Origin of the sequence: Gilliamella sp. B3127, assembly GCF_026536935.1 — a bacterium.
Lineage (GTDB): Bacteria > Pseudomonadota > Gammaproteobacteria > Enterobacterales > Orbaceae > Gilliamella > Gilliamella apicola_E.
Window position 1 is genome coordinate 80,405 of record NZ_JAFNNI010000003.1, and the last position, 20,070, is coordinate 100,474.

Consider the following 20,070-nt stretch of genomic DNA (forward strand, 5'->3'; position numbering starts at 1 on the left):
TTTTAACGTTACTCAATTCCTTGGCTACGCAAATAATCCTCATAATTACCGGTATAATCAATGACTTTTTCCGGCGTGATTTCAACAATTCTTGTTGCAAGTGAGCTAACAAATTCACGATCGTGCGACACAAAAAATAGCGTTCCTTGATAAAGCTCTAATGCCATATTTAACGATTCAATTGATTCCATATCCAAATGGTTGGTTGGTTCATCCATGACAATAATGTTTGGACGTTGCATCATTAATTTACCAAATAACATACGTCCTTTTTCACCACCAGATAGGACTTTAACTTGCTTTTTAATGTCATCTTGTGAAAATAATAAGCGACCTAAAATGCTGCGCACTGCTTGTTCATCATCGGTTGGTTGTTTCCATTGACTCATCCAATCAAATACGGTTAGATCCTCGTCAAATTCGTATTCATGATCCTGTGCGTAATAGCCAATATTGGCATTTTCTGACCATTTAATATCACCTTGTTCTGGCACTAGTTCACCCATAAGGGTTTTAAGTAGGGTAGTTTTACCAATACCATTAGTCCCCAAAATAGCCACTTTTTCGCCAACTTCAACCATTAAATTGAGATTTTTAAATAGTGGTCCGTTATCAAATCCTTTGGTGAGATTTTCAACGACCAGAGCATTACGAAACAGTTTTTTATCCTGTTCAAAACGAATAAAGGGATTTTGTCGGCTTGATGCTTTCACTTCTTCTAATTTGATTTTCTCGATTTGTCGTGCACGGGAAGTCGCTTGTTTGGATTTTGCCGCATTAGCACTAAAACGACTAACAAACGATTGTAGTTCACTAATTTGTGCTTTCTTTTTCGCATTATCCGCTAATAGCCGTTCTCTCGCTTGAGTAGAGGCGGTCATATAATCATCATAATTACCTGGATAGATACGTAATTCCCCATAATCCATATCAGCCATATGAGTACAGACCATATTAAGAAAATGGCGATCGTGCGATATGATAATCATCGTGCTTTCACGTTCATTTAAGGTATCTTCTAACCAGCGAATAGTATCGATGTCTAAGTTATTGGTCGGTTCATCGAGTAATAAAATATCTGGATTAGAAAATAGGGCTTGGGCTAGCAATACTCGCAATTTCCAACCCGGAGCGATTTCACTCATTAATCCATAATGTTGCTCAATTGGTATACCCACTCCGAGGAGTAATTCACCCGCGCGTGATTCAGCGCTGTAACCGTCCATTTCAGCATATTGGGTTTCTAAATCTGCAACCTTAAAACCGTCTTCCTCACTCATTTCAGGTAATGAATAGATACGGTCTCGCTCTTGTTTAATTTGCCATAATTCGGTGTGCCCCATAATTACGGTATCAAGTACGCTATATTCTTCAAAAGCAAATTGATCTTGGCGAAGTTTACCTAAGCGTTCATGTGGATCAAGTGAAACATTACCTGAGGTTGGCACAAGATCACCACCAATAATTTTCATAAACGTGGACTTACCACTACCATTTGCGCCGATTAATCCATAACGATTACCATTACCAAATTTTACTGAAATGTTTTCAAATAGTGGCTTACTGCCAAATTGCATTGTGATATTACTTGTTGTTAACACGGATAATTACTCTCGAATTGATTTGTGCAACTCGTACTTGAAGCATTTTTCATAAGCTTAAAGTGAAGTGGCTAAACTGTGATTTGGCGCACATTATGCCATAATAAAGCGATTTTTAGCACTTTTGTTACTAAATTTATGTTTCAAAAACCCCGCTCCTCAACTTTTTTTGATTAGTAAACATATCATCCTTATTACTGTTTACATTAATAAGCCGAATTGATACTATGCCAAACTTTCTTTTATCAATAAGAATTTAATATGTATTATCTTATTTTTGTGACGATAGTTTGGTCGTTTTCATTTAGTTTTATTGCTGTTCATTTAAGTGGGCAAGTTGATACGTGGTTTGCAGTTGTAATGCGCGTCTTGCTGGCTTTTATAACCTTTATTCCTTTTTTACGCTTCAAAGGTATTTCTGTAAAACAGATGGTGTTGTTGATGGGCGTTGGTGCTTGTCAATTAGGTATTATGTACTTTTTTTATTACAACTCTTTCCAATATATTTCAGTACCTGAAGTGTTATTATTTACTATTTCAACGCCAATTTATGTCACGCTAATTTATGATTTCTTGCAAGGACATCGACTCAGACTTGTTTACCTATTAACCGCTGTTATAGCTGTTATTGGCGCAGCCGTTATTCGTTACGATCATATTAGTCGAGATTTTATTATCGGTTTTCTCCTGATTCAGGGCGCTAATATGGTTTTTGCCTTGGGACAGGTTGGATATAAACGTATTATGGAGCTTTATCCATTACCGCAACATCAAGCTTTTGCATGGGTCTATTTAGGCGCAATACTGGTGGCTAGTATTGGCTGGTTTTTATTTGGCAATCCCGAAAAACTACCCACTACCCAATTACAATGGGGGATAATTATTTGGCTTGGGGTTGTGGCATCTGGATTATGCTATTTTTTATGGAATTATGGCGCAACCAAAGTCGATTCGGGTACGCTTGCCATTATGAATAATTTGGTTATTCCAACTGGTATTTTAGTTAATGTTATTATTTGGCACCAATCGATTGATTGGGGCCGATTTGCGCTAGGTAGTGCAATTATTGTTTCTGCTTTGATCTTGCATCATAAATTCAAAAAGCTAGAGGCAAATTAATTTTTCTAAGCAAACTGTAACATTATTGATAGAATTAGCGGTGTTGTCACGGATGATAATGCCGTTGATATCAATAAACTTGAAGCAATAGGACCTTGTAATACCTCAAACTGTCTTGCCATCATATAACAATTTATCGCAATTGATACCGAACTTAGTAATACAATAACTTGCAGTTCTAAAAGTGGTAATCCGACTATTATCGCTAAAATATAGGTCACAATCGGTAAGATAAATAGTTTTAAAACACAAATGGCTATGGTGATCGGTAAATCATCGCGGATCTTATATTCAGCAAGCCCCATTCCTAAAACGATTAATGAGAGAGGCGCTGTCATATCGCTTACCATCTTCGTCGCTTGATTGATGAAGAAAGGTAGTGGAATGTGTACATAATTGACAACTATTCCTGCAAAAATACCAATAATAATCGGATTTTTTGCTACATTTTTAAATGCTTTTATAAATCCTTTAGTCGATAATTTTCCCATCTGGACAAATTCGATGGATACCGTGGCTAATGTCCATAAAATTAACGCATTAAAAATCACAATAATAGCAACAATCGGAATGGCTTTTTCGCCTAATAACATTTTGATAATTGGTATGCCCACAAACACAGTATTGGTATAAATTCCACCCATTGCAAACATGGTACTTTGCGAGCCATTGAGTTTGAAAAATTTAACCGCAATAAAACAGCCCAATGCAAACACAATAAATGAGCCACCAAAAAAGACCAACAAAAGATTGGCATCAATTTCAGAATGCTCTGAAAAATGGCTCATAATCTGAAATAACATAATTGGGAAGGCAATATAAAATGTAAATTTGGTAACACTATCGGTCACCGTTTTTTGCCAACGACCCGCTCTAACTGCTATGTAGCCTAATAAAATCAAAACGAACAGAGGCAATGTAGTTAAAAACTGTTGCCATAATGTGATTAGAAATTCCATGTTACTTTTATGCGTGATTTCGGGTGAAGTACCATTCTAATTCAGTTGAGCGTTTTGAATCAAATTGGTAGCCTTCTAAATTAAAACTTTTAATATCGTCACTGTTATTAATGCTATTTTTTATAATAAATCGACTCATTAAACCTCGTGCTTTTTTAGCATAAAAGCTGATCACTTTATAATCATTTTTACTTTTATCTAAAAAGATGGGTTGAATAACCTTCGCTTTGAGTTGTTTAATTGCTTTGAAATATTCATTAGAAGCTAAATTAATTAACGTTGGATTGGTTGATTTTGCCAACTCGTGATTTAAACACTCTGTTAACTTATCCCCCCAAAATTGATATAGATTAGTATTATTACCATTCTTAAGGCGAATACCCATTTCTAGACGGTATGGTTGAATTAAATCAAGTGGTCGTAACAAGCCATATAATCCTGATAGAATGCGTAAATGAGATTGCGCAAATTTTAGATCGGCATCATTAAAATCTTCAACATGCAACCCCTCATAAACATCACCTTTAAAAGCCAAAATAGCTTGCCTTGCATTATCAAAATTAAAGTCAGTATGCCAGTTCTGAAAACGTTCATAATTGGTAGTGGCAAGTTTTGGGCTGATCGACATTAGTTTAGCCAAGTCATCACTGCTAAGTTTTTTACAAATATCAATAAGTTGTTTAGTCGATTCTAAAAATTCGGGTAAGCTATGTTGTTTGGTAATTAAAGGCGTTTGATAATCAAGCGTTTTGGATGGAGAAATAATTGTTAGCATAAAAAATACCACCTATTGTGTTTTGTACCAATTGGGTTTATTTTACATCTAATCTTAGCAAATAAGGAGAACAAATATGAATAGTACCAAAAAAGAAATACATGAAATTCGATCTTGGGCCAGCATTCGTGAAACTTCTATTGAGATAGCTGAAGCTATTTTTGAATTAGCTAAAAATGATGAAAAACTCGCTGAGCAAATTTGGGAAGAAGGTAGCGATGAAGTCTTAAAACTCGCTTTTTCTAAAACTAAAGCAGACAAACTCTTCTGGGGTGAACAAACCATTGAGCGCAAAAACGTTTAATCTTTTATGAAATTAACTTTTTTAGGAACGAGTGCTGGGTCACCAACAGCTGAACGCAATGTTAGCAGTATTATGCTTGATCTCCGGCAGGAAAGAGGGCGTTTATGGCTTTTTGATTGCGGTGAAGCGACTCAAATGCAAATGCAAAAGGCCAAATTTAGTCTGGCTAAATTAGAGATGATTTTTTTGACACATTTACATGGTGATCATCTGTTTGGTTTACCTGGCGTGTTAACAACTCGTTCTTTGATGCAAAACCAATCGCCATTGACCTTAGTTGGTCCAAAAGGCATTAAGCAATTTATTCAAACTGTTATTGATATTAGTTATTCTTGGCTGACTTATCCTTTAAATATTATTGAACTTGAGCAAGATGGTTTGGTTTTTGAGGATAATAAGTTTCGCGTTGAAGCCAAATTATTAGCGCATCGTGTTCCGTGTTTTGGGTATCGGATTATAGAAAAAGATCTGCCAGCGTCATTGGACATTGATAAGTTAAAAAAGGATAACATTCACATTGGTTCTTTTTATCGTGATTTAAAAGAAGGTCGAACCGTTACGTTAGAAGATGGTAGGATTATTCATGGTAAGGACTATCTAGAAACCATTAGAAAAGGTAAAAAAATTGCCATTTTAGGCGATACCATTCCTTGTCAGGCTTCAATTGATTTAGCTCAGGATGTCGATTTGTTAATCCATGAAGCAACCCAAGAGCAAGCTCTTGAAGAAAAGGCGCTTGAACGAGGACATTCCACAACTGTACACGCGGCAACTATTGCCAAACAAGCTGATGCTAGGCGCCTTATTATTACGCATATTAGTCCTCGCTATAGCTTGAATGACAAAACAAAATTAGTCAATGAGGCTAGGAATATTTTTGCGCCCACTGAAATCGCAACTGACTTTGCTACTTTTGAAGTATAGTAAAATGAGCCGATCTTGTCGGCTAGTTGATTTTGTATAAGTTAGCTTCCTTCGTAAAAAAATAATTCATCTTAAAAAGCCTCAATTTTGTAAAAAATATTGAGGAGTCTATACCGTCTTATTTTTATATACAGAATAAATTAATAAATCCCATTTGGAGATCTTGGATGAAATGGTATATAGGTGTTATGAAAGAATATCCATAAATTCTAATTCTCCCTAAAGTGGAAATTAGACCGAGGTAAATCTTTGGTACCGATTTTAGATATGCTTTGCCAATGGGGAAATAACCATAAAGATGACAAATTATCCTAATTTAAAGCAATTTTATTCGCCGACGATGTCGGCGTTTTTATATGATTAAAGACAGAAATCTTTAATCAAATTTTCTATCATTAATTTTGTTGGTTTTATAAAGTCCATTGAAATAAACTCGTCTGGTTGATGAGCTTGTTCAATAGAGCCAGGACCTAAAACTATGGTTGGCGCAATTTGATTTAAATAAGGCGCTTCAGTACTGTAATTGACAGTTTGTGCTTGATGACCCACTAAATTTTCAATGTGTTGCAATGCGGGGTGATCTTTTTTACATTCGTATCCTGGAATGGGTGATACTTCATATTCTAATGAAATACGATTAGGGTATTTATCCATAACGGGTTTTAATGTTTCACATAATGCGTTATAGATCGAGTCAACATCATTATCAGGCAATACTCTTATATCAATAATTAATTCACAACATCCGCATATTCGGTTTGCAGCATCACCGCCATGAATCACACCTAAATTCAGAGTTGGATAGGGGACACTGAAGCCTTCATTATGATATTGTTCTTTGAATTTTTGTTTAAGGATTAATAGACGTTCAATGACTAAATGCATAATTTCTATAGCATTAATACCTTTGTCTGGATCGCTTGAGTGACCTGATTTTCCTATCACCTTTATTGAATTAGAAATAAATCCTTTATGTGCTCGTATAGGAATTAGTGAAGTAGGCTCACCAATTATGGTGCAATCAGGTTTTAATTGAGTTTGTTTGGCAAAAAATGATGCACCAGCCATTGAGGTTTCTTCATCTGCGGTAGCTAGTACATAAATTGGTTTGGTGAGTTTTTTTAGATCAATATCTCGCAAAGCATCTAGAATAAAAGCAAAAAATCCTTTCATATCAGCCGTGCCTAATCCGTAAAGCTTGTTATTATCTTCTGTTAACTTAAATGGATCTTTGCTCCATTGCCCATCATCAAAAGGAACCGTATCGGTATGGCCACTTAGTAATAGGCCTCCTTGGCTTTTGTTTTCACTATTTGAATAAGTTGCCAGCATATTGAATTTATGACGTGTGTTAGGGACGGCTTGAACATCAACAATAAATCCTAAATCCGCAAACCATGTCGCTAATTTGTCTATTAAAGGTTTATTGGAATAATCCAATTTTTCGTTGGTGACATTACTAATAGTTGGAGTGGATATCAATTCATTATAAATTGTCAAAAAAGAGGGGATTGCCATAAATTCACCTTATTAAATAATAACGTTTAGTTTTCATCATTCTTTGTTCAATGCGCTTTGCGTTAATACTAGAATGTAAAATACTAAGATTCAAAATACGATAATTCAAAATGGTTTACATGATAGCTTATTTTATATCAGCATGAATTAAAAAATTAATTATTAATCACTTATAAAATAATAGGAAGTGAAGATTAAATTATTTTAGGTTGCCATATTAGTGAATGTACATCACTTTCCATTTAAAGTAGAGACCGATATTGATGCGTTATAAAAGAATTTATTAGTTGTGATAACACTTATTTAGATCGAATTAGAGAGATTTATGGTGATGATTTTCTAATGCTAACTTTTCCCAATAGTAATTTACTGATTTTTAGCATTTACTGCGTTTACATTTAGAGTCGATTCTATTTGTAAAAAACATTTGCTATTATGCGTAAATTGAAAATAAATAGATTATAACGTTTAAGTTTTTCGTTAATATTTATTATAAATTGTTACTTTAGAATAGGTGTTATTCATGAAACAAATAAATAAAAAATGGATTATTATCGCAGTTGTAGTTGTTGCTATTGGATTTATCTTATGGCAACAATTTAAGCCTGATGGATATGGTTCAGATTTTACTAGCGGTAATGGACGTATCGAAGCAACTGAAATCAATATCTCAGCCAAGTTAGCCGGTAGAATTGAAAAAATTAATGTTGATGAGGGTGATTTTGTTAAAGCAGGCCAACCTTTAGTTGTTATGCAAACAGATACATTACAAGCTCAGTTAAATGAAGCTCAAGCGCAATATCGACAAGCCTTGAGTAATGAAGCGACATCTAGAGCTCAAGTTGCCTTAAAAATGAGTGATAAAGTGGCTGCTTTAGCTGGCGTTACTCAAAGAGAAAGTGATTTAGATATTGCCAATAAGCATTTAGAACGAACAAAAGCCCTTTATCAAAAAGGGGCAATTTCAGTTCAACAATTTGATGATGATACCGCTAAAGTAAATAGTGCAAAAGCAGCATTAGACTCTGCTAAATCACAAGTTACTGCTGCTGATGCAGCTATTGAAGCTGCACAAGCCGGAGTAGAAAGTGCTAAATCAGCTATAAACGTAGCGCAAGCAAATATTAATCAAATCCAAGCGGATATTGATGACAGTACATTAACTGCGCCTGTTGATGGACGTATTCAATATCGCATTGCTCAACCAGGTGAAGTTTTACCTTCAGGCGGTAAAGTGTTAAATCTGGTTAATCTTTCAGATGTTTATTTAACTTTCTTTTTACCAGAAACAATTGCAGGTAAAGTCGGAATTGGTGACGAAGTAAGATTGGTTCTTGATGCTTTACCCAATAAAGCAATTTCAGCCAAAATTTCATTTGTCTCAAGCGTTGCGCAATTTACGCCTAAAACTGTTGAAACTAAAGATGAACGTCAAAAACTCATGTTTAGAGTAAAAGCACAATTAAGCCCAGAATTGTTAAAATGCTATATAACTCATGTTAAAACCGGCCTTCCTGGTGTGGCTTGGGTAAGACTAGATCCTAATACGGAGTGGCCTTCAGGTTTATCTGATGTTGCAAAATGCCAAACTAAATAATTGGAGATAGCATATGTCAGAGTCAAATAAAAAGGATTTGACGTTACTTGCTGAAGGTAAGGCCATTGATGATGCTGTTGTAAATGTAAGTAATGTATCGTTACATTATAAAAAAACGTGTGCGCTTAATGATGTTAGTATTGCTATCCCGCCTAGATGTATGGTGGGACTAATTGGTCCTGATGGTGTTGGTAAATCTAGCTTATTATCATTAATAGCGGGCGCACATGTCATTCAAGAGGGATTAGTTTACGTTTTAGATGGTGACATGAAAGATAAATCCCATCGTAAAAACGTCTGTACCCGTATTGCTTATATGCCACAAGGGTTAGGGAAAAACCTTTATCCTACACTTTCAGTGGAAGAAAATTTGCAATTTTTTGCTCGTTTATTTGGTAACGATGCTGCTGAAAGGCGACGTCGTATTGATGAGTTAACTAAAAGCACTGGGTTGTATCCTTTTTTATCTAGACCCGCTGGTCGCCTTTCTGGAGGGATGAAACAAAAAGTCAGCTTATGTTCTGCCTTGATTCATGATCCTGATTTACTTATTCTTGATGAACCAACAACAGGGGTCGATCCTCTTTCTCGTGCGCAATTCTGGCAATTAATCAATAAAATTCGTGAACAACGACCACAAATGAGCGTGATTGTTGCAACAGCTTATATGGATGAAGCGCAAAACTTTGATTGGCTGGTTGCAATGTATGGCGGTAAGATTCTTGAAACAGGCACACCTCAAGCATTATTAGCCAAAACAGGTAAAGATAATTTAGATGATGCCTTTATCCAATTAATGCCAGAAGATGCTAGAGAAGGTTATGAATCGGTTGAAATTCCCCCATTAGATTTAAATAAAGATTTACAAGTGGCGATTGAGGCAAAAGGTTTAACCAAGCAATTTGGTGATTTTGTTGCGGTTGACCATGTTAACTTTTCAATTAAACAAGGCGAAATATTTGGTTTTTTAGGATCTAATGGTTGCGGTAAATCCACAACGATGAAGATGTTAACAGGGTTATTACCAATATCCTCAGGTGAAGCTTGGTTATTTGGTAAACCGGTTGATGCAAGTGATATTAATGTTAGACGTCATTTAGGTTATATGTCTCAGGCTTTTTCGCTTTACAGTGAATTAACGGTTGAACAAAACTTAGTTTTACATGCCCGTCTATTTGGTATTGAAGAAAGCAAAATTCCAGCAAGAGTTGAGGAGTTAGTTAAGCGTTTTGGCTTGGAAAATGAATTAAAAAGTTTACCAGATAGTCTACCGTTAGGGGTTAAGCAAAGACTTTCTTTATCTGTTGCGGTGGTTCATAATCCTGAGATTCTTATCCTAGATGAACCGACTTCCGGGGTTGATCCCATTGCTCGGGATGACTTTTGGCGTTTAATTATCGAACTTTCCCGAAAAGATAAAGTTACGGTATTTATTACTACCCATTTTATGAATGAGGCGGCACGCTGTGATAGGATTTCACTCATGCATGCTGGTAAAGTATTAGCCAGTGATACTCCTGATAATATCATCCATTCCAAAAATGCTAAAACACTGGAAGAAGCTTTTATTCGTTATTTAGTTGATGCTGGTGCAGATGATACCAATAGTGATGAAAAGGCAAGTGAAGAGCCTAAAACTTTAACCAATAAACAAGCTAATACAACGCAAGATGCTCACCTACAGGGATTTAGCTTAACTCGGATGATTGGGTGTATGTGGCGTGAAACTTTAGAGCTATCGCGCGATCCATTGCGAGCTTTGTTAGCACTTTTAGGTTCAGCTATCTTAATGTTGGTAATGGGCTATGGTATCACCATGGATGTAGAAGATTTAAATTTTGCGGTGTTAGATCGTGATCAAACTATTACCAGTCAAAATTATATTACCAATCTTTCTGGATCTAAGCGCTATTTTATCGAGAAACCGCCAATCCTTGATTATGATGATATGGATCATAGGATGAGAAGTAATGAGATAGCATTAGCTATTGAGATTCCACCAAATTTTGGTCGAGATATTCAACGTGGTGATCCGGTTAGTATTGGAATATGGATTGATGGTGCAATGCCTTTGCGTGCCGATACGATTAAAGGATATGTACAAGGAATGCATCTTGCTTGGTTAAGTGACAAAATTAAAATGACTACCGGAACAACATCAAGTTCATTGGCAAATATCGAAACTCGATATCGTTATAATCCCGATATCAAAAGTTTACAAGCTATGGTACCCGCGGTTATTCCTATTTTATTATTAATGATTCCATCGATGTTAGCTGCACTATCCGTAGTACGTGAAAAAGAGATGGGGTCGATAATTAACTTATATGTTACGCCTGTTACCAAAACTGAATTTTTATTAGGTAAGCAGGTTCCATATATTGTGATTTCGATGCTTAGCTTTTTATTATTGCTGCTTATGGCGGTGACAATATTTGGCGTACCAATTAAAGGCAGCTTGTTAACTTTGTGTTTGGCTGGATTAGCTTATTGTATTATTGCAACAGGCTTTGGATTACTTGCTTCGACAGTAACACGCAGTCAAATTGCGGTTATCTTTTTAACCTGTGTTGGTACCATGTTACCAGCGATACAATTTTCTGGTTTGCTTAATCCGGTTGCATCTTTAGAAGGTAGTGGACGATATATTGGTGAAGTTTATCCAACAACTCATATGCTTATTATTGCTCGAGGAGTCTTTAATAAGGCATTAGGATTTTTTGATTTACATAACTCAATATTTGCCTTGCTGATCACCATACCGATTATACTTGGTGCAAGTATATTCCTCCTCAAGAAACAAGAAGGATAGATATTATGCAAAGTTTTATTAATATTTATCGCTTAGGCATTAAAGAGTTATGGGGATTGATTCGTGATCCAATTATGTTGCTGTTAATTGCCTACTGTTTTACGCTTGATATCTATACTGCAGCAACAGCAACTTCAGACTCGCTTCATCATGCGTCGATTGCGGTAGTTGATGAAGATGATTCGCCATTATCCAGACAAATTATTGCGGCGTTTTATCCACCCATGTTTAACCAACCGGTAAAACTAAACTCTATGGATGAAGTTGATCGAGGTATGGATACCGATAGTTATACTTTTGCATTGAATATTCCACCTAACTTTCAACGCGATGTGTTAAATAATCAAAGTCCAGAAATTCAACTTAATATTGATGCAACACGAATGGGGCAGGCTTTTGTTGGGAATGGTTATATTACCCAAATTGTGACCAACGAAATAACAAAATATTTCAATCAAATCGATAAACCCACCAGTTTGCCGGTGAATATTGAAGTTCATGCTGCATTTAATCCAAACTTGACCCGTTCTTGGTTTGGTTCCGTTATGGAAATCATCAATATTGTGACTACGTTGTCGATTATTTTAACTGGTGCAGCTTTAATGAAGGAGCGTGAACATGGTACTATCGATCACTTGCTTTCAATGCCAGTTACACCACTTCAAATCATGATATCAAAAGTTTGGTCGATGGGGCTTGTCGTGCTTGTTTCAACATGGGGGGCACTCTTAGTTGTTGTTCATGGTTGGTTAAATGTTCCAATTGAAGGTTCAATTACCTTGTTTTTAATTGGGGCGGCTCTGCATTTATTCGTGACAACGTCACTTGGTATTTTTATGGCTACTGTCGCTAAATCAACAGCACAATTTGCTATGCTATTTATTTTAATTCTTCTACCTTTACAGATGCTTTCTGGTGGTAGTACACCACGTGAAAGTATGCCTGAAGTGGTCCAAAATATCATGTTGTTTGCACCAACAACGCATTTTGTTGAATTAGGGCAAGCAATTTTATATCGTGGAGCGGGTTTAAGTGTTGTTTGGACATCTTATGCTTGGTTATTAGCTATTGGTAGTGTGTTCTTTCTTATTGCGCTTAAACGTTTTCGTAGTTCAATTGTTAATATGGGTTCTTAGAATAAACGTGCTGAACATAAGATTCAATCGGTTTTGTTCAGCACTTAAAAATATGGATATACTTGTTTGAAATGATCAAATATATCCATTGTTTAAATTATTATTAATTATCTATTTAGCAAAAGGTAACTCTTCCCAACGCGTTGTATACCGCTGGCTAAGCATATCTCGCTTGATTTGCCAAGCTGCGGTTTGTCTTATACCGCCTAAGTGAATAGTATTTTTTCCCATCTTTTGATTAATGTAATCCATTGTTTTCATTAGCTGTTCACTTTTTTGCGTTTCTAATATGTCAGGAATAAATAAATCGGATTGGCAATAATCATCTTTAGCTTTTAGATCAAGTAGCATCACACCTGATTTCATAAATAAAAAGCCTTTTTTATAAATGGATTGTAATCCTTTTTGAGCGGCATGAATGATTAATCTCGAATCATCAGTTGTTGACAATAATGGAACAACAATTGATGGATTATATTGAGGTAATTCTGGCCGAAATCGATTAGTCTTTAAAAAGACCAGTACTGCACTAGCAACTGATTTTTGCTTTCTTAGTTTTTCTGCACCACGGCTTGCATGTACTCGAATTGCTTCTTGTATATCAAATAGATCACTCGTTAAATGACCAAAGCTACGCGATGTCATAATATTTTTTTTAGGTGTAGATAAATCATCTAATTCAATGCAGTTAATACCACGTAGTTCAAGTACTGTACGTTCAAGGACAACAGAAAATAACTGTCTAATTTGTTTCAAATTAGCTTGATGTAAGTCCCAAGCGGTATGAATATCTAATACTTTTAACCGTTGAGCAATTCGCCAACCAACGCCCCATATATCTTCAATTGAGAATTGCTTTAATATCGTCTTTATCGCTTCTCGATTAGTCGGTAAACAATAAACACCTTGATGAATAGGCTGTTTTTTGGCGATATGATTAGCTAATTTTGCTAACGTTCGAGTTGGTGCAATACCAATACTCACCGGGATACCTGTATCACGCTTTACTATTGTTTTTAAATTTTGACAATGAGTTAACACATTGTTAAATCCATTTAAATGGATGAATGCTTCATCGATAGAGTAAGGTTCAATATCTGCAGTATAATGACGAACGGTATCAAATACCCGCTGACTCATATCGCCATAAAGCTCATAATTAGAACTCAATAATTTAATTTTTTTTCTAATTTTGGGTTCAATTTTGTAGGCGGGCATTCCCATTGGTACTAAGGGTTTTAATTCATTAGAACGGGCGATTACGCAACCATCATTATTAGATAAGATACCAATAGGTTTTCCTTCTAATTTGGGATTAAAGACTCGTTCACATGATGCATAAAAATTATTACAATCAATTAGCCCAATCATGAATGTCCTCGCTTTCGTAGGGCGTGAATCGTATGTATTACGACGCCCCAAATATGGACTTCTTTCCCTGCTAGTGAAATAGGTGGATAAAGTCTATTGCCTGATACTAAATGATGTTCGCCATTAATAAAACTTAAACACTTACAAGTTAGTTCACCGTCAACAGCTGCGACAACAATATCATCTATTTTCGGCTCTAAAGATCGGTCAACAACAAGCAGATCACCACTGTAAATACCGTAATCAATCATTGAGTCACCAATCGCTTTAATATAATAAGTCGCACTAGGGTGCTTAACTAAATGGCTAGTTAAATCTAGTTTTGTTTCTAAATAATCATCAGCAGGTGAGGGAAATCCGGCTCTTACTGGCGTATTAACTAAAGGCAAATAAGTCGCAAGAGAGCTATTAGCTTGCCCAAGAACAACACAATATTTATTCAAGAATACACTCCTAAAAAACAATAAAAAACGAATAGCGGAGATCTATTCGCATAAAAAAAAGATATATGTATAAATATACAGTATAAAATACTTAATTCAATAAAAACGAGTGTAAAAAATTAAAAATAGATTACTAAAAAAAGATAATCTGTTGTTTTACAAGTAAAGTTGCTAGCTAAACGACTTAGGTGCTTACTTTTCAATTTATCGAGAGATAAATTAAATTTAAATTTTGCTATTTATTTATACCTAAAAAAACTATACTCCCTAACCCTGCATGATAATGATTATCATTACTATTTATGTGGGTAATATTAATTTAGTCGTGTTTATTTAATAACTATGCTTTTTAAAAGGAACTAGGTATGGGATATAAAAAAATAAGTATATTATTGCTCTGTATGAGTTTTTCTCTTCAAGCAGAACCTTCAAGTGGCCAAAATACTTCATCAGAAGATGAACAAGAATCACAAATAAAAAGAAATAAAAATAACGTAAGTAGTGAAGATATTGATGATGTGATTACCGTTATAGCAAGATCACAAGATCAATTGAAAAAAATTAATAGCGTTATTGCCGGACGATCAACACTTACATCTGGTTTGATAGAACAAAAGCAAGCAGATAATGTAGCCGAATTACTCAACACATTACCGGGCGTGAGCGCCGCCGGTTCGGTTAGACCGGGTGGACAGACATTAAATATTTGGGGATTTGGTAAAGTAGAAGATGTAAAAATCATTGTTGATGGTGCGCAAAAAGGTTTCCAAAAATACCAACAAGGTTCGGTTTTTGTTGAGCCGGAATTACTTAAACGGGTTGAAGTGAATAAAGGCCCGCATGATGTCAAATTTGGTAATGGTGGCTTTGGTGGGGTAGTAACAATGGAAACTAAAGATGCGATTGATTTACTCGATCCTGATAAATATGTTGGCGCTTTGGTTAAATATAGTTTCCATTCAAATAATCATCAAAATATGGTAACAAGTGCTGTTTATGGTAGAACAAAAGATGATATGTTTGATGGGCTGTTTTACTACACTAACCGCGATAGTGGCAATTTTAAAAGACCGGATGGTTCTCGATTTGAATTCTCAGAAGATGATATGGACACTTATATGGGGAAATTGAATTTTAGACCCAATGAAGAGCATACCTTCACGATATCCGGTATCCGTTCAAAACGAGACTCATGGCAGCCGTGGGCAGCAAAATATGTTGAAAAGATGACGCCACCAACTGCTGCCCAAATTAAAAAATATGGATATAGAGCAGCTTGGTTACGAAAATTAGTCAAACGTGATCAAACAGATGAATCAGCGCAATTTAAATGGAACTATCAACCAACTTATAATCCATTAGTCGATTTTACCTTACGCACCACGTATTCAAAAACAAAGCAACATGATATGAGACCGGCCAAATATAACCCGGTTGCTTCTTTAGGTACCATGGGCAATGAGAGTTGGGTCAGTTACACTGATAAAACTGTTGAGCTTGAAAATAACAGTATTTTTACTACAGGACCAATTGATAATCTTCTAAAAATTGGTGCGCAAGTGCATTTGCATGATCGTGATACCTTGATGTATTACAAAAATTACGAGAAAAAACCAAATTATAATCATGGTTATTTCCAACCTGCTTATATGCCTTCGGGAAAACAACAAACTTATAGTTTTTATCTACAAGATGAATTATCGATTAGCAATTTTGTCTTAACGCCAAGCCTTCGATACGATTATGTTCGTAATCATGGTAAGAAAAATTATGCATCAGCTTATAATGATCCCGATCCTCGTTATGGACACAATTATGCGCCTGTTACCTATACCGGTTGGACGCCAAGACTCGGTTCATATTGGCAAGCGACAGAAAATATCGGATTTTTCGGTGATATCAGTTATGCATGGCAAGCGCCGACTGTTGATGAAACTTATGAGGTTCAATTCACCCCTAAAAATGGCGGTAGTGGTAAAATCTCTGCAACCAGTCGCAATTTGAAAAAAGAGCGTGATTTATCAATCCGATTGGGAAATATCCTCGATTTCAATAATCTAATGTTAAATGATGATAAATTACAAGTTCGAAGCACATTATTTAGACAGCGTGTTACTAACGAAATTTTTGTTACTCGTGGTTTTAATGGCTCTATTTGTGGACCGGGTAAATTGTGTCCGGTAGGTCAATCTAATTATCGGAATCTGCCCGGTAAGTTAGTGGTAAAAGGATTTGAACTAGAAACCTTTTATGATAGTAAATATTGGTTTGCTAGTGCAACTTATTCCATTCAAAAAGGAGAGCGAGACACCGCGCCACAAGCTCCATGGATGCATAACAAAACTTATGTTGCGACAATTTCACCTCGTACAGCAACTTTAACTACCGGTTTTAAAATTCCTCAATGGAATTTAAGAGCAGGTTGGAATGCTCAATTTGTCAGAAAACAAGATCGCACAGGATCCGAAGATAGAAATCATGATGGGCTTGCTGATCTTGGGGCGTATGGTTTAGGTCGTTCATCAGGTTATTCATTACATAATTTATTTGCAACCTGGCAGCCAACATTTTTACCAAAAGCTGAAGTTAAACTGGCCGTTGATAATATCTTTAACAAAGATTATCGACTATATTTAGGTGAAAATACTTATGGTTTAGCACGCAACTTTAAAGCAAGTTTTTCATATAAATTTTAATACTTATCTAGCGTTAAGTTGATAAATTTAAACAGTTAAAAAGTATTGCAGGTTAAACTATTAAAAAAATAGTATTGATGCCTTATATAAATAAGGCATCAATAAAAATCACTGAGTAGTTAAACACATAATAAGCATTTCAAAAAGATCTAATATGATCCGCCACATGCGATTGAATCTGCATTAAACGATTAAAAGAGGGGTGTGAGTGCTGATTGATATATGAATTATATTAGCTTCATACATATCTCAAATTAAATAATTTTCGATATTGAAATTACTTGTCACTTTTTTTAATGACCTTATCGGGCTTTTCATCAAGCTTGAATATCGTGATATTTTAATAAAAAACCTAAGCTAATTAATGAAAATTTTTCATTAGTGCATGTTGTTTTACCTACTTTATCATTGTAGTAAGCTGTTTAATAATAGGCTAACTACAATAACTGAGGTATGGGCTATGAAAAAAACAATAACATTAAATAATGGTATCGAAATGCCTATCTTAGGGTTTGGTGTTTTTCAAATGACCGATAAGAAAGAGTGTGAAACAGCCGTACATGATGCAATTGATTCTGGCTATCGGTTGATTGATACAGCTGCAAGTTACCAAAATGAAACTGAAGTTGGTAATGCTATTCGTGCACATGGGATTGATCGAGCAGAATTATTTATTACGACTAAGTTATGGTTGCAAGATGCCAATTACAATGGTGCTAAGGCTCAATTTGAACGTTCATTAAATCGTTTGCAATTAGACTATGTTGACTTATATTTAATTCATCAACCTTATGGTGATGTTCATGGTGCTTGGCAAGCAATGCAAGAGCTTTATTCAGCAGGTAAAACTCGTGCTATTGGCGTAAGTAATTTTCAACCTGATAGATTAGCTGATTTAACTGCATTTCATTCCATTATTCCTGCCGTAAATCAGATTGAAGTTAACCCATTCCAACAACAACTTGAAGCCGTGCCTTATATGCAAAAAGAGAGCATAACTCCTCAAGCCTGGGCACCGTTTGCTGAAGGGAAAAATGGTTTATTTACCCATCCGGTGTTAGGTCAAATTGCCGTTAAATATGGTAAAACAATAGGGCAAGTGGTATTACGTTGGTTAGCACAACGAGGTATTGCAAGCTTGGCTAAATCTGTGCGTAAAGAGCGTATAATTGAAAATCAAGATATCTGGGATTTTGAGCTTTCAGATAAAGATATGCAACAAATAGCAGCGCTTGATACAAATACAAGTCAATTTTTTGATCATCGAGACCCGGAAAAAGTAAAATGGTTAACCAGCCGGAGATTAGATGTTTAAATTTTTAGTTATTGAGGCTAATTTGACATAAATGGATTGACAGTTTCTTTGTAAGATTTAACTAATTTTTCCGCTCGTTCAACGAGTTTTTGACGTATATGCTCAGGCTCTAAACAAATACATTTATGACCTAAGCTTAGTAAAATGCCATAACTGTAGTCATCATCAATAAAGTTAAAATCTACAAGATACTGTTGTCCATTTAATTTCTTAATATCTTTTTCATCACAAAAATCTAAAATACGTTCCAAAAGCGATTCATCTATTAGCAATTTTATTTTAAAAATCTTTTTTTTCATCTCCGTTTGGAATAAAGAAAATGCTTCAGGCGTTGTTTGCTTAATAAATTTAGTGTTTGTTTTTCTAATGTTTGACATTTTTGACAATTTAAATACACGAAAGTCATTTTTAGTTAGACAAAAAGCTTGTAAATACCATTCTTTTTCCTTAAAAATAAGTTTATATGGCTCAATTAAACGTGAGGCTTGTTTATTCCTAACACTTAAATAATCAAACGATAAAAGCATTTGCTCTTTCAGTGCCAGTCTTATAATAGATATTTTGTTATCAATATTTTGTTTAGAAAACCAAGGCGATAAATCAACAATAAGTTGATTTAAGTTATTTGTCACTTCATCAAGTTCTTGTTCTGATAAAAAACTCTTTATTTTCTCGAGTGTTCTTAAATTTTCACTTTCTTTTAAAACCGGTGAGGATAATAAGTTGAGGCCTTTTAATAAAACAATGACATCTTCTTTAGTGAATAGACCTTTACTAATTTTATAATTTTTTAAAATACTTATTCCACCGGCACTTCCTTGATAGGTAATAATGGGTATTCCCGCTCCCTCTATAACTTGTATATCTCGGTAAATAGTACGCAATGATACATTTAATTTTTCTGCTAATTCTTTACCAGTTATTTTTTCTCTTTGTAGCAATACCATGATGGTAGTAATTATACGATTAATTTTCATGCTTTATGTTTGCAAAATAATTTAGATTGAATTTTAAATATGACATACAGTTGTCATCAATGCTACATCAAAATAGAGATAACTAAAATTAATTGAACTAATTTTTATCACTAAAAGGAAAGAAAAATGTTTAAACCTAATAGCGTTATTGTTTATGTCAAAGATGTCGATGCTAGCACAGAGTTTTACACAAAAATACTAGGGCGTCCACCAGCTAAAACTTATCCTGGCTTTGCTGTATTTTTATTGAATGATGGTTTTATTTTGGGACTTCAAGAGGCCGATAAAATAACACCAAAGGCACCTAATCATTATGGGGGATTTGAGCTGTCATTTAGTGATGTAACAAAAAATGAAGTAGATGAGATTTATGCGACATGGAAAGAACTAAACGTCAAAACTGAACTTGAACCTCAAATGCTCGATTTCGGATACACATTTGTAGGAAATGATCCTGATGGTCATCGACTCCGTGTTTGTGCTACCGACACTTCAAAATTTGAATAAAAAATTATCTTAAGAA

At 35.1% G+C, this 20,070-nt stretch carries 16 protein-coding genes; 9 read left to right on the forward strand and 7 right to left on the reverse strand.

The features are described from left to right. Positions 1–8: 8 nt before the first annotated feature. Positions 9–1,601, reverse strand: coding sequence for an ABC-F family ATPase (locus J3U00_RS06215; protein ID WP_220226014.1), 1,593 nt, complete (start codon positions 1,599–1,601; stop codon positions 9–11). 261 nt (positions 1,602–1,862) lie between these two features. Here J3U00_RS06215 and J3U00_RS06220 point away from each other — a divergent pair, with 261 nt between their 5' ends. Further along, positions 1,863–2,720, forward strand: coding sequence for a carboxylate/amino acid/amine transporter (locus J3U00_RS06220; protein WP_267331903.1), 858 nt, complete (start codon positions 1,863–1,865; stop codon positions 2,718–2,720). A 5-nt stretch (positions 2,721–2,725) separates the two neighbouring features. On the opposite strand, the gene J3U00_RS06225 is transcribed toward J3U00_RS06220, so the two are convergent. Both J3U00_RS06225 and yaaA read right to left on the reverse strand, forming a co-directional pair. Next, complete coding sequence (locus J3U00_RS06225) at positions 2,726–3,679, reverse strand: AEC family transporter (protein WP_065562079.1); 954 nt, start codon at positions 3,677–3,679, stop codon at positions 2,726–2,728. A gap of 7 nt (positions 3,680–3,686) precedes the next feature. After that, a complete protein-coding gene (yaaA, locus tag J3U00_RS06230) occupies positions 3,687–4,454 on the reverse strand; it encodes a peroxide stress protein YaaA (protein ID WP_220226016.1) in 768 nt (255 codons plus the stop codon). A gap of 76 nt (positions 4,455–4,530) precedes the next feature. On the opposite strand from yaaA, the gene J3U00_RS06235 reads away from it, so the two are divergent. Together J3U00_RS06235 and rnz are read left to right on the forward strand one after the other, a co-directional pair. Continuing rightward, positions 4,531–4,758, forward strand: coding sequence for a YccJ family protein (locus J3U00_RS06235; protein ID WP_065562077.1), 228 nt, complete (start codon positions 4,531–4,533; stop codon positions 4,756–4,758). A 6-nt stretch (positions 4,759–4,764) separates the two neighbouring features. Further along, complete coding sequence (gene rnz / locus J3U00_RS06240) at positions 4,765–5,682, forward strand: ribonuclease Z (RefSeq protein ID WP_267331904.1); 918 nt, start codon at positions 4,765–4,767, stop codon at positions 5,680–5,682. Positions 5,683–6,042: 360 nt separating this feature from the next. Here the strand turns inward: rnz and argE are convergent, their stop codons facing one another. Continuing rightward, on the reverse strand, positions 6,043–7,200 hold the full coding sequence (argE, locus tag J3U00_RS06245; RefSeq protein WP_267331905.1) for an acetylornithine deacetylase: 1,158 nt from the start codon (positions 7,198–7,200) through the stop codon (positions 6,043–6,045). A 523-nt stretch (positions 7,201–7,723) separates the two neighbouring features. Here argE and J3U00_RS06250 point away from each other — a divergent pair. From J3U00_RS06250 to J3U00_RS06260, 3 genes are read left to right on the forward strand one after another with little or no spacing between them, the layout of a single operon-like run. Beyond that, positions 7,724–8,797 carry an HlyD family secretion protein gene (locus J3U00_RS06250; RefSeq protein ID WP_267331058.1) on the forward strand — a complete coding sequence of 358 codons (1,074 nt, stop codon included), beginning with the start codon at positions 7,724–7,726 and terminating at the stop codon, positions 8,795–8,797. Between the two features lie 13 nt (positions 8,798–8,810). After that, the gene (rbbA, locus tag J3U00_RS06255) at positions 8,811–11,609 is read left to right on the forward strand and encodes a ribosome-associated ATPase/putative transporter RbbA (RefSeq protein ID WP_267331906.1); all 2,799 of its coding nucleotides are present in this window, start codon (positions 8,811–8,813) and stop codon (positions 11,607–11,609) included. Positions 11,610–11,614: 5 nt separating this feature from the next. Then, positions 11,615–12,745 (forward strand): ABC transporter permease, encoded by a 1,131-nt coding sequence (locus J3U00_RS06260; RefSeq protein WP_065734089.1) that lies wholly within the window; start codon positions 11,615–11,617, stop codon positions 12,743–12,745. A gap of 111 nt (positions 12,746–12,856) precedes the next feature. Here J3U00_RS06260 and J3U00_RS06265 read toward each other — a convergent pair whose 3' ends face one another. Next, positions 12,857–14,116: a Y-family DNA polymerase gene (locus J3U00_RS06265; RefSeq protein WP_267331907.1), complete on the reverse strand. Its 1,260-nt coding sequence runs from the start codon at positions 14,114–14,116 to the stop codon at positions 12,857–12,859. Beyond that, a complete protein-coding gene (locus tag J3U00_RS06270; RefSeq protein WP_267331908.1) occupies positions 14,113–14,559 on the reverse strand; it encodes a LexA family protein in 447 nt (148 codons plus the stop codon). Before J3U00_RS06270 ends, J3U00_RS06265 begins: the two co-directional genes overlap by 4 nt. Before the next feature lie 365 nt (positions 14,560–14,924). On the opposite strand from J3U00_RS06270, the gene J3U00_RS06275 reads away from it, so the two are divergent. Together J3U00_RS06275 and J3U00_RS06280 are read left to right on the forward strand one after the other, a co-directional pair. Continuing rightward, positions 14,925–17,255: a TonB-dependent hemoglobin/transferrin/lactoferrin family receptor gene (locus J3U00_RS06275; protein ID WP_267331909.1), complete on the forward strand. Its 2,331-nt coding sequence runs from the start codon at positions 14,925–14,927 to the stop codon at positions 17,253–17,255. Positions 17,256–17,715: 460 nt separating this feature from the next. Next, positions 17,716–18,570 carry an aldo/keto reductase gene (locus J3U00_RS06280; RefSeq protein ID WP_267331910.1) on the forward strand — a complete coding sequence of 285 codons (855 nt, stop codon included), beginning with the start codon at positions 17,716–17,718 and terminating at the stop codon, positions 18,568–18,570. 17 nt (positions 18,571–18,587) lie between these two features. Here the strand turns inward: J3U00_RS06280 and J3U00_RS06285 are convergent, their stop codons facing one another. Further along, on the reverse strand, positions 18,588–19,547 hold the full coding sequence (locus J3U00_RS06285) for a helix-turn-helix transcriptional regulator (RefSeq protein WP_267331911.1): 960 nt from the start codon (positions 19,545–19,547) through the stop codon (positions 18,588–18,590). A 126-nt stretch (positions 19,548–19,673) separates the two neighbouring features. Here J3U00_RS06285 and J3U00_RS06290 point away from each other — a divergent pair, with 126 nt between their 5' ends. Further along, positions 19,674–20,054 (forward strand): VOC family protein, encoded by a 381-nt coding sequence (locus tag J3U00_RS06290; RefSeq protein WP_267331912.1) that lies wholly within the window; start codon positions 19,674–19,676, stop codon positions 20,052–20,054. Positions 20,055–20,070 lie beyond the last annotated feature (16 nt).

Bases quoted from the DNA above. Each gene is read 5' to 3' on its own strand.
- yaaA (WP_220226016.1), bottom strand. From the start codon at position 4,454: ATGCTAACAATTATTTCTCCATCCAAAACGCTTGATTATCAAACGCCT.
- J3U00_RS06285 (WP_267331911.1), bottom strand. From the start codon at position 19,547: ATGAAAATTAATCGTATAATTACTACCATCATGGTATTGCTACAAAGA.
- J3U00_RS06235 (WP_065562077.1), top strand. From the start codon at position 4,531: ATGAATAGTACCAAAAAAGAAATACATGAAATTCGATCTTGGGCCAGC.
- rnz (WP_267331904.1), top strand. From the start codon at position 4,765: ATGAAATTAACTTTTTTAGGAACGAGTGCTGGGTCACCAACAGCTGAA.
- J3U00_RS06260 (WP_065734089.1), top strand. From the start codon at position 11,615: ATGCAAAGTTTTATTAATATTTATCGCTTAGGCATTAAAGAGTTATGG.
- J3U00_RS06265 (WP_267331907.1), bottom strand. From the start codon at position 14,116: ATGATTGGGCTAATTGATTGTAATAATTTTTATGCATCATGTGAACGA.
- J3U00_RS06220 (WP_267331903.1), top strand. From the start codon at position 1,863: ATGTATTATCTTATTTTTGTGACGATAGTTTGGTCGTTTTCATTTAGT.
- rbbA (WP_267331906.1), top strand. From the start codon at position 8,811: ATGTCAGAGTCAAATAAAAAGGATTTGACGTTACTTGCTGAAGGTAAG.
- argE (WP_267331905.1), bottom strand. From the start codon at position 7,200: ATGGCAATCCCCTCTTTTTTGACAATTTATAATGAATTGATATCCACT.
- J3U00_RS06225 (WP_065562079.1), bottom strand. From the start codon at position 3,679: ATGGAATTTCTAATCACATTATGGCAACAGTTTTTAACTACATTGCCT.
- J3U00_RS06250 (WP_267331058.1), top strand. From the start codon at position 7,724: ATGAAACAAATAAATAAAAAATGGATTATTATCGCAGTTGTAGTTGTT.
- J3U00_RS06275 (WP_267331909.1), top strand. From the start codon at position 14,925: ATGGGATATAAAAAAATAAGTATATTATTGCTCTGTATGAGTTTTTCT.
- J3U00_RS06290 (WP_267331912.1), top strand. From the start codon at position 19,674: ATGTTTAAACCTAATAGCGTTATTGTTTATGTCAAAGATGTCGATGCT.
- J3U00_RS06280 (WP_267331910.1), top strand. From the start codon at position 17,716: ATGAAAAAAACAATAACATTAAATAATGGTATCGAAATGCCTATCTTA.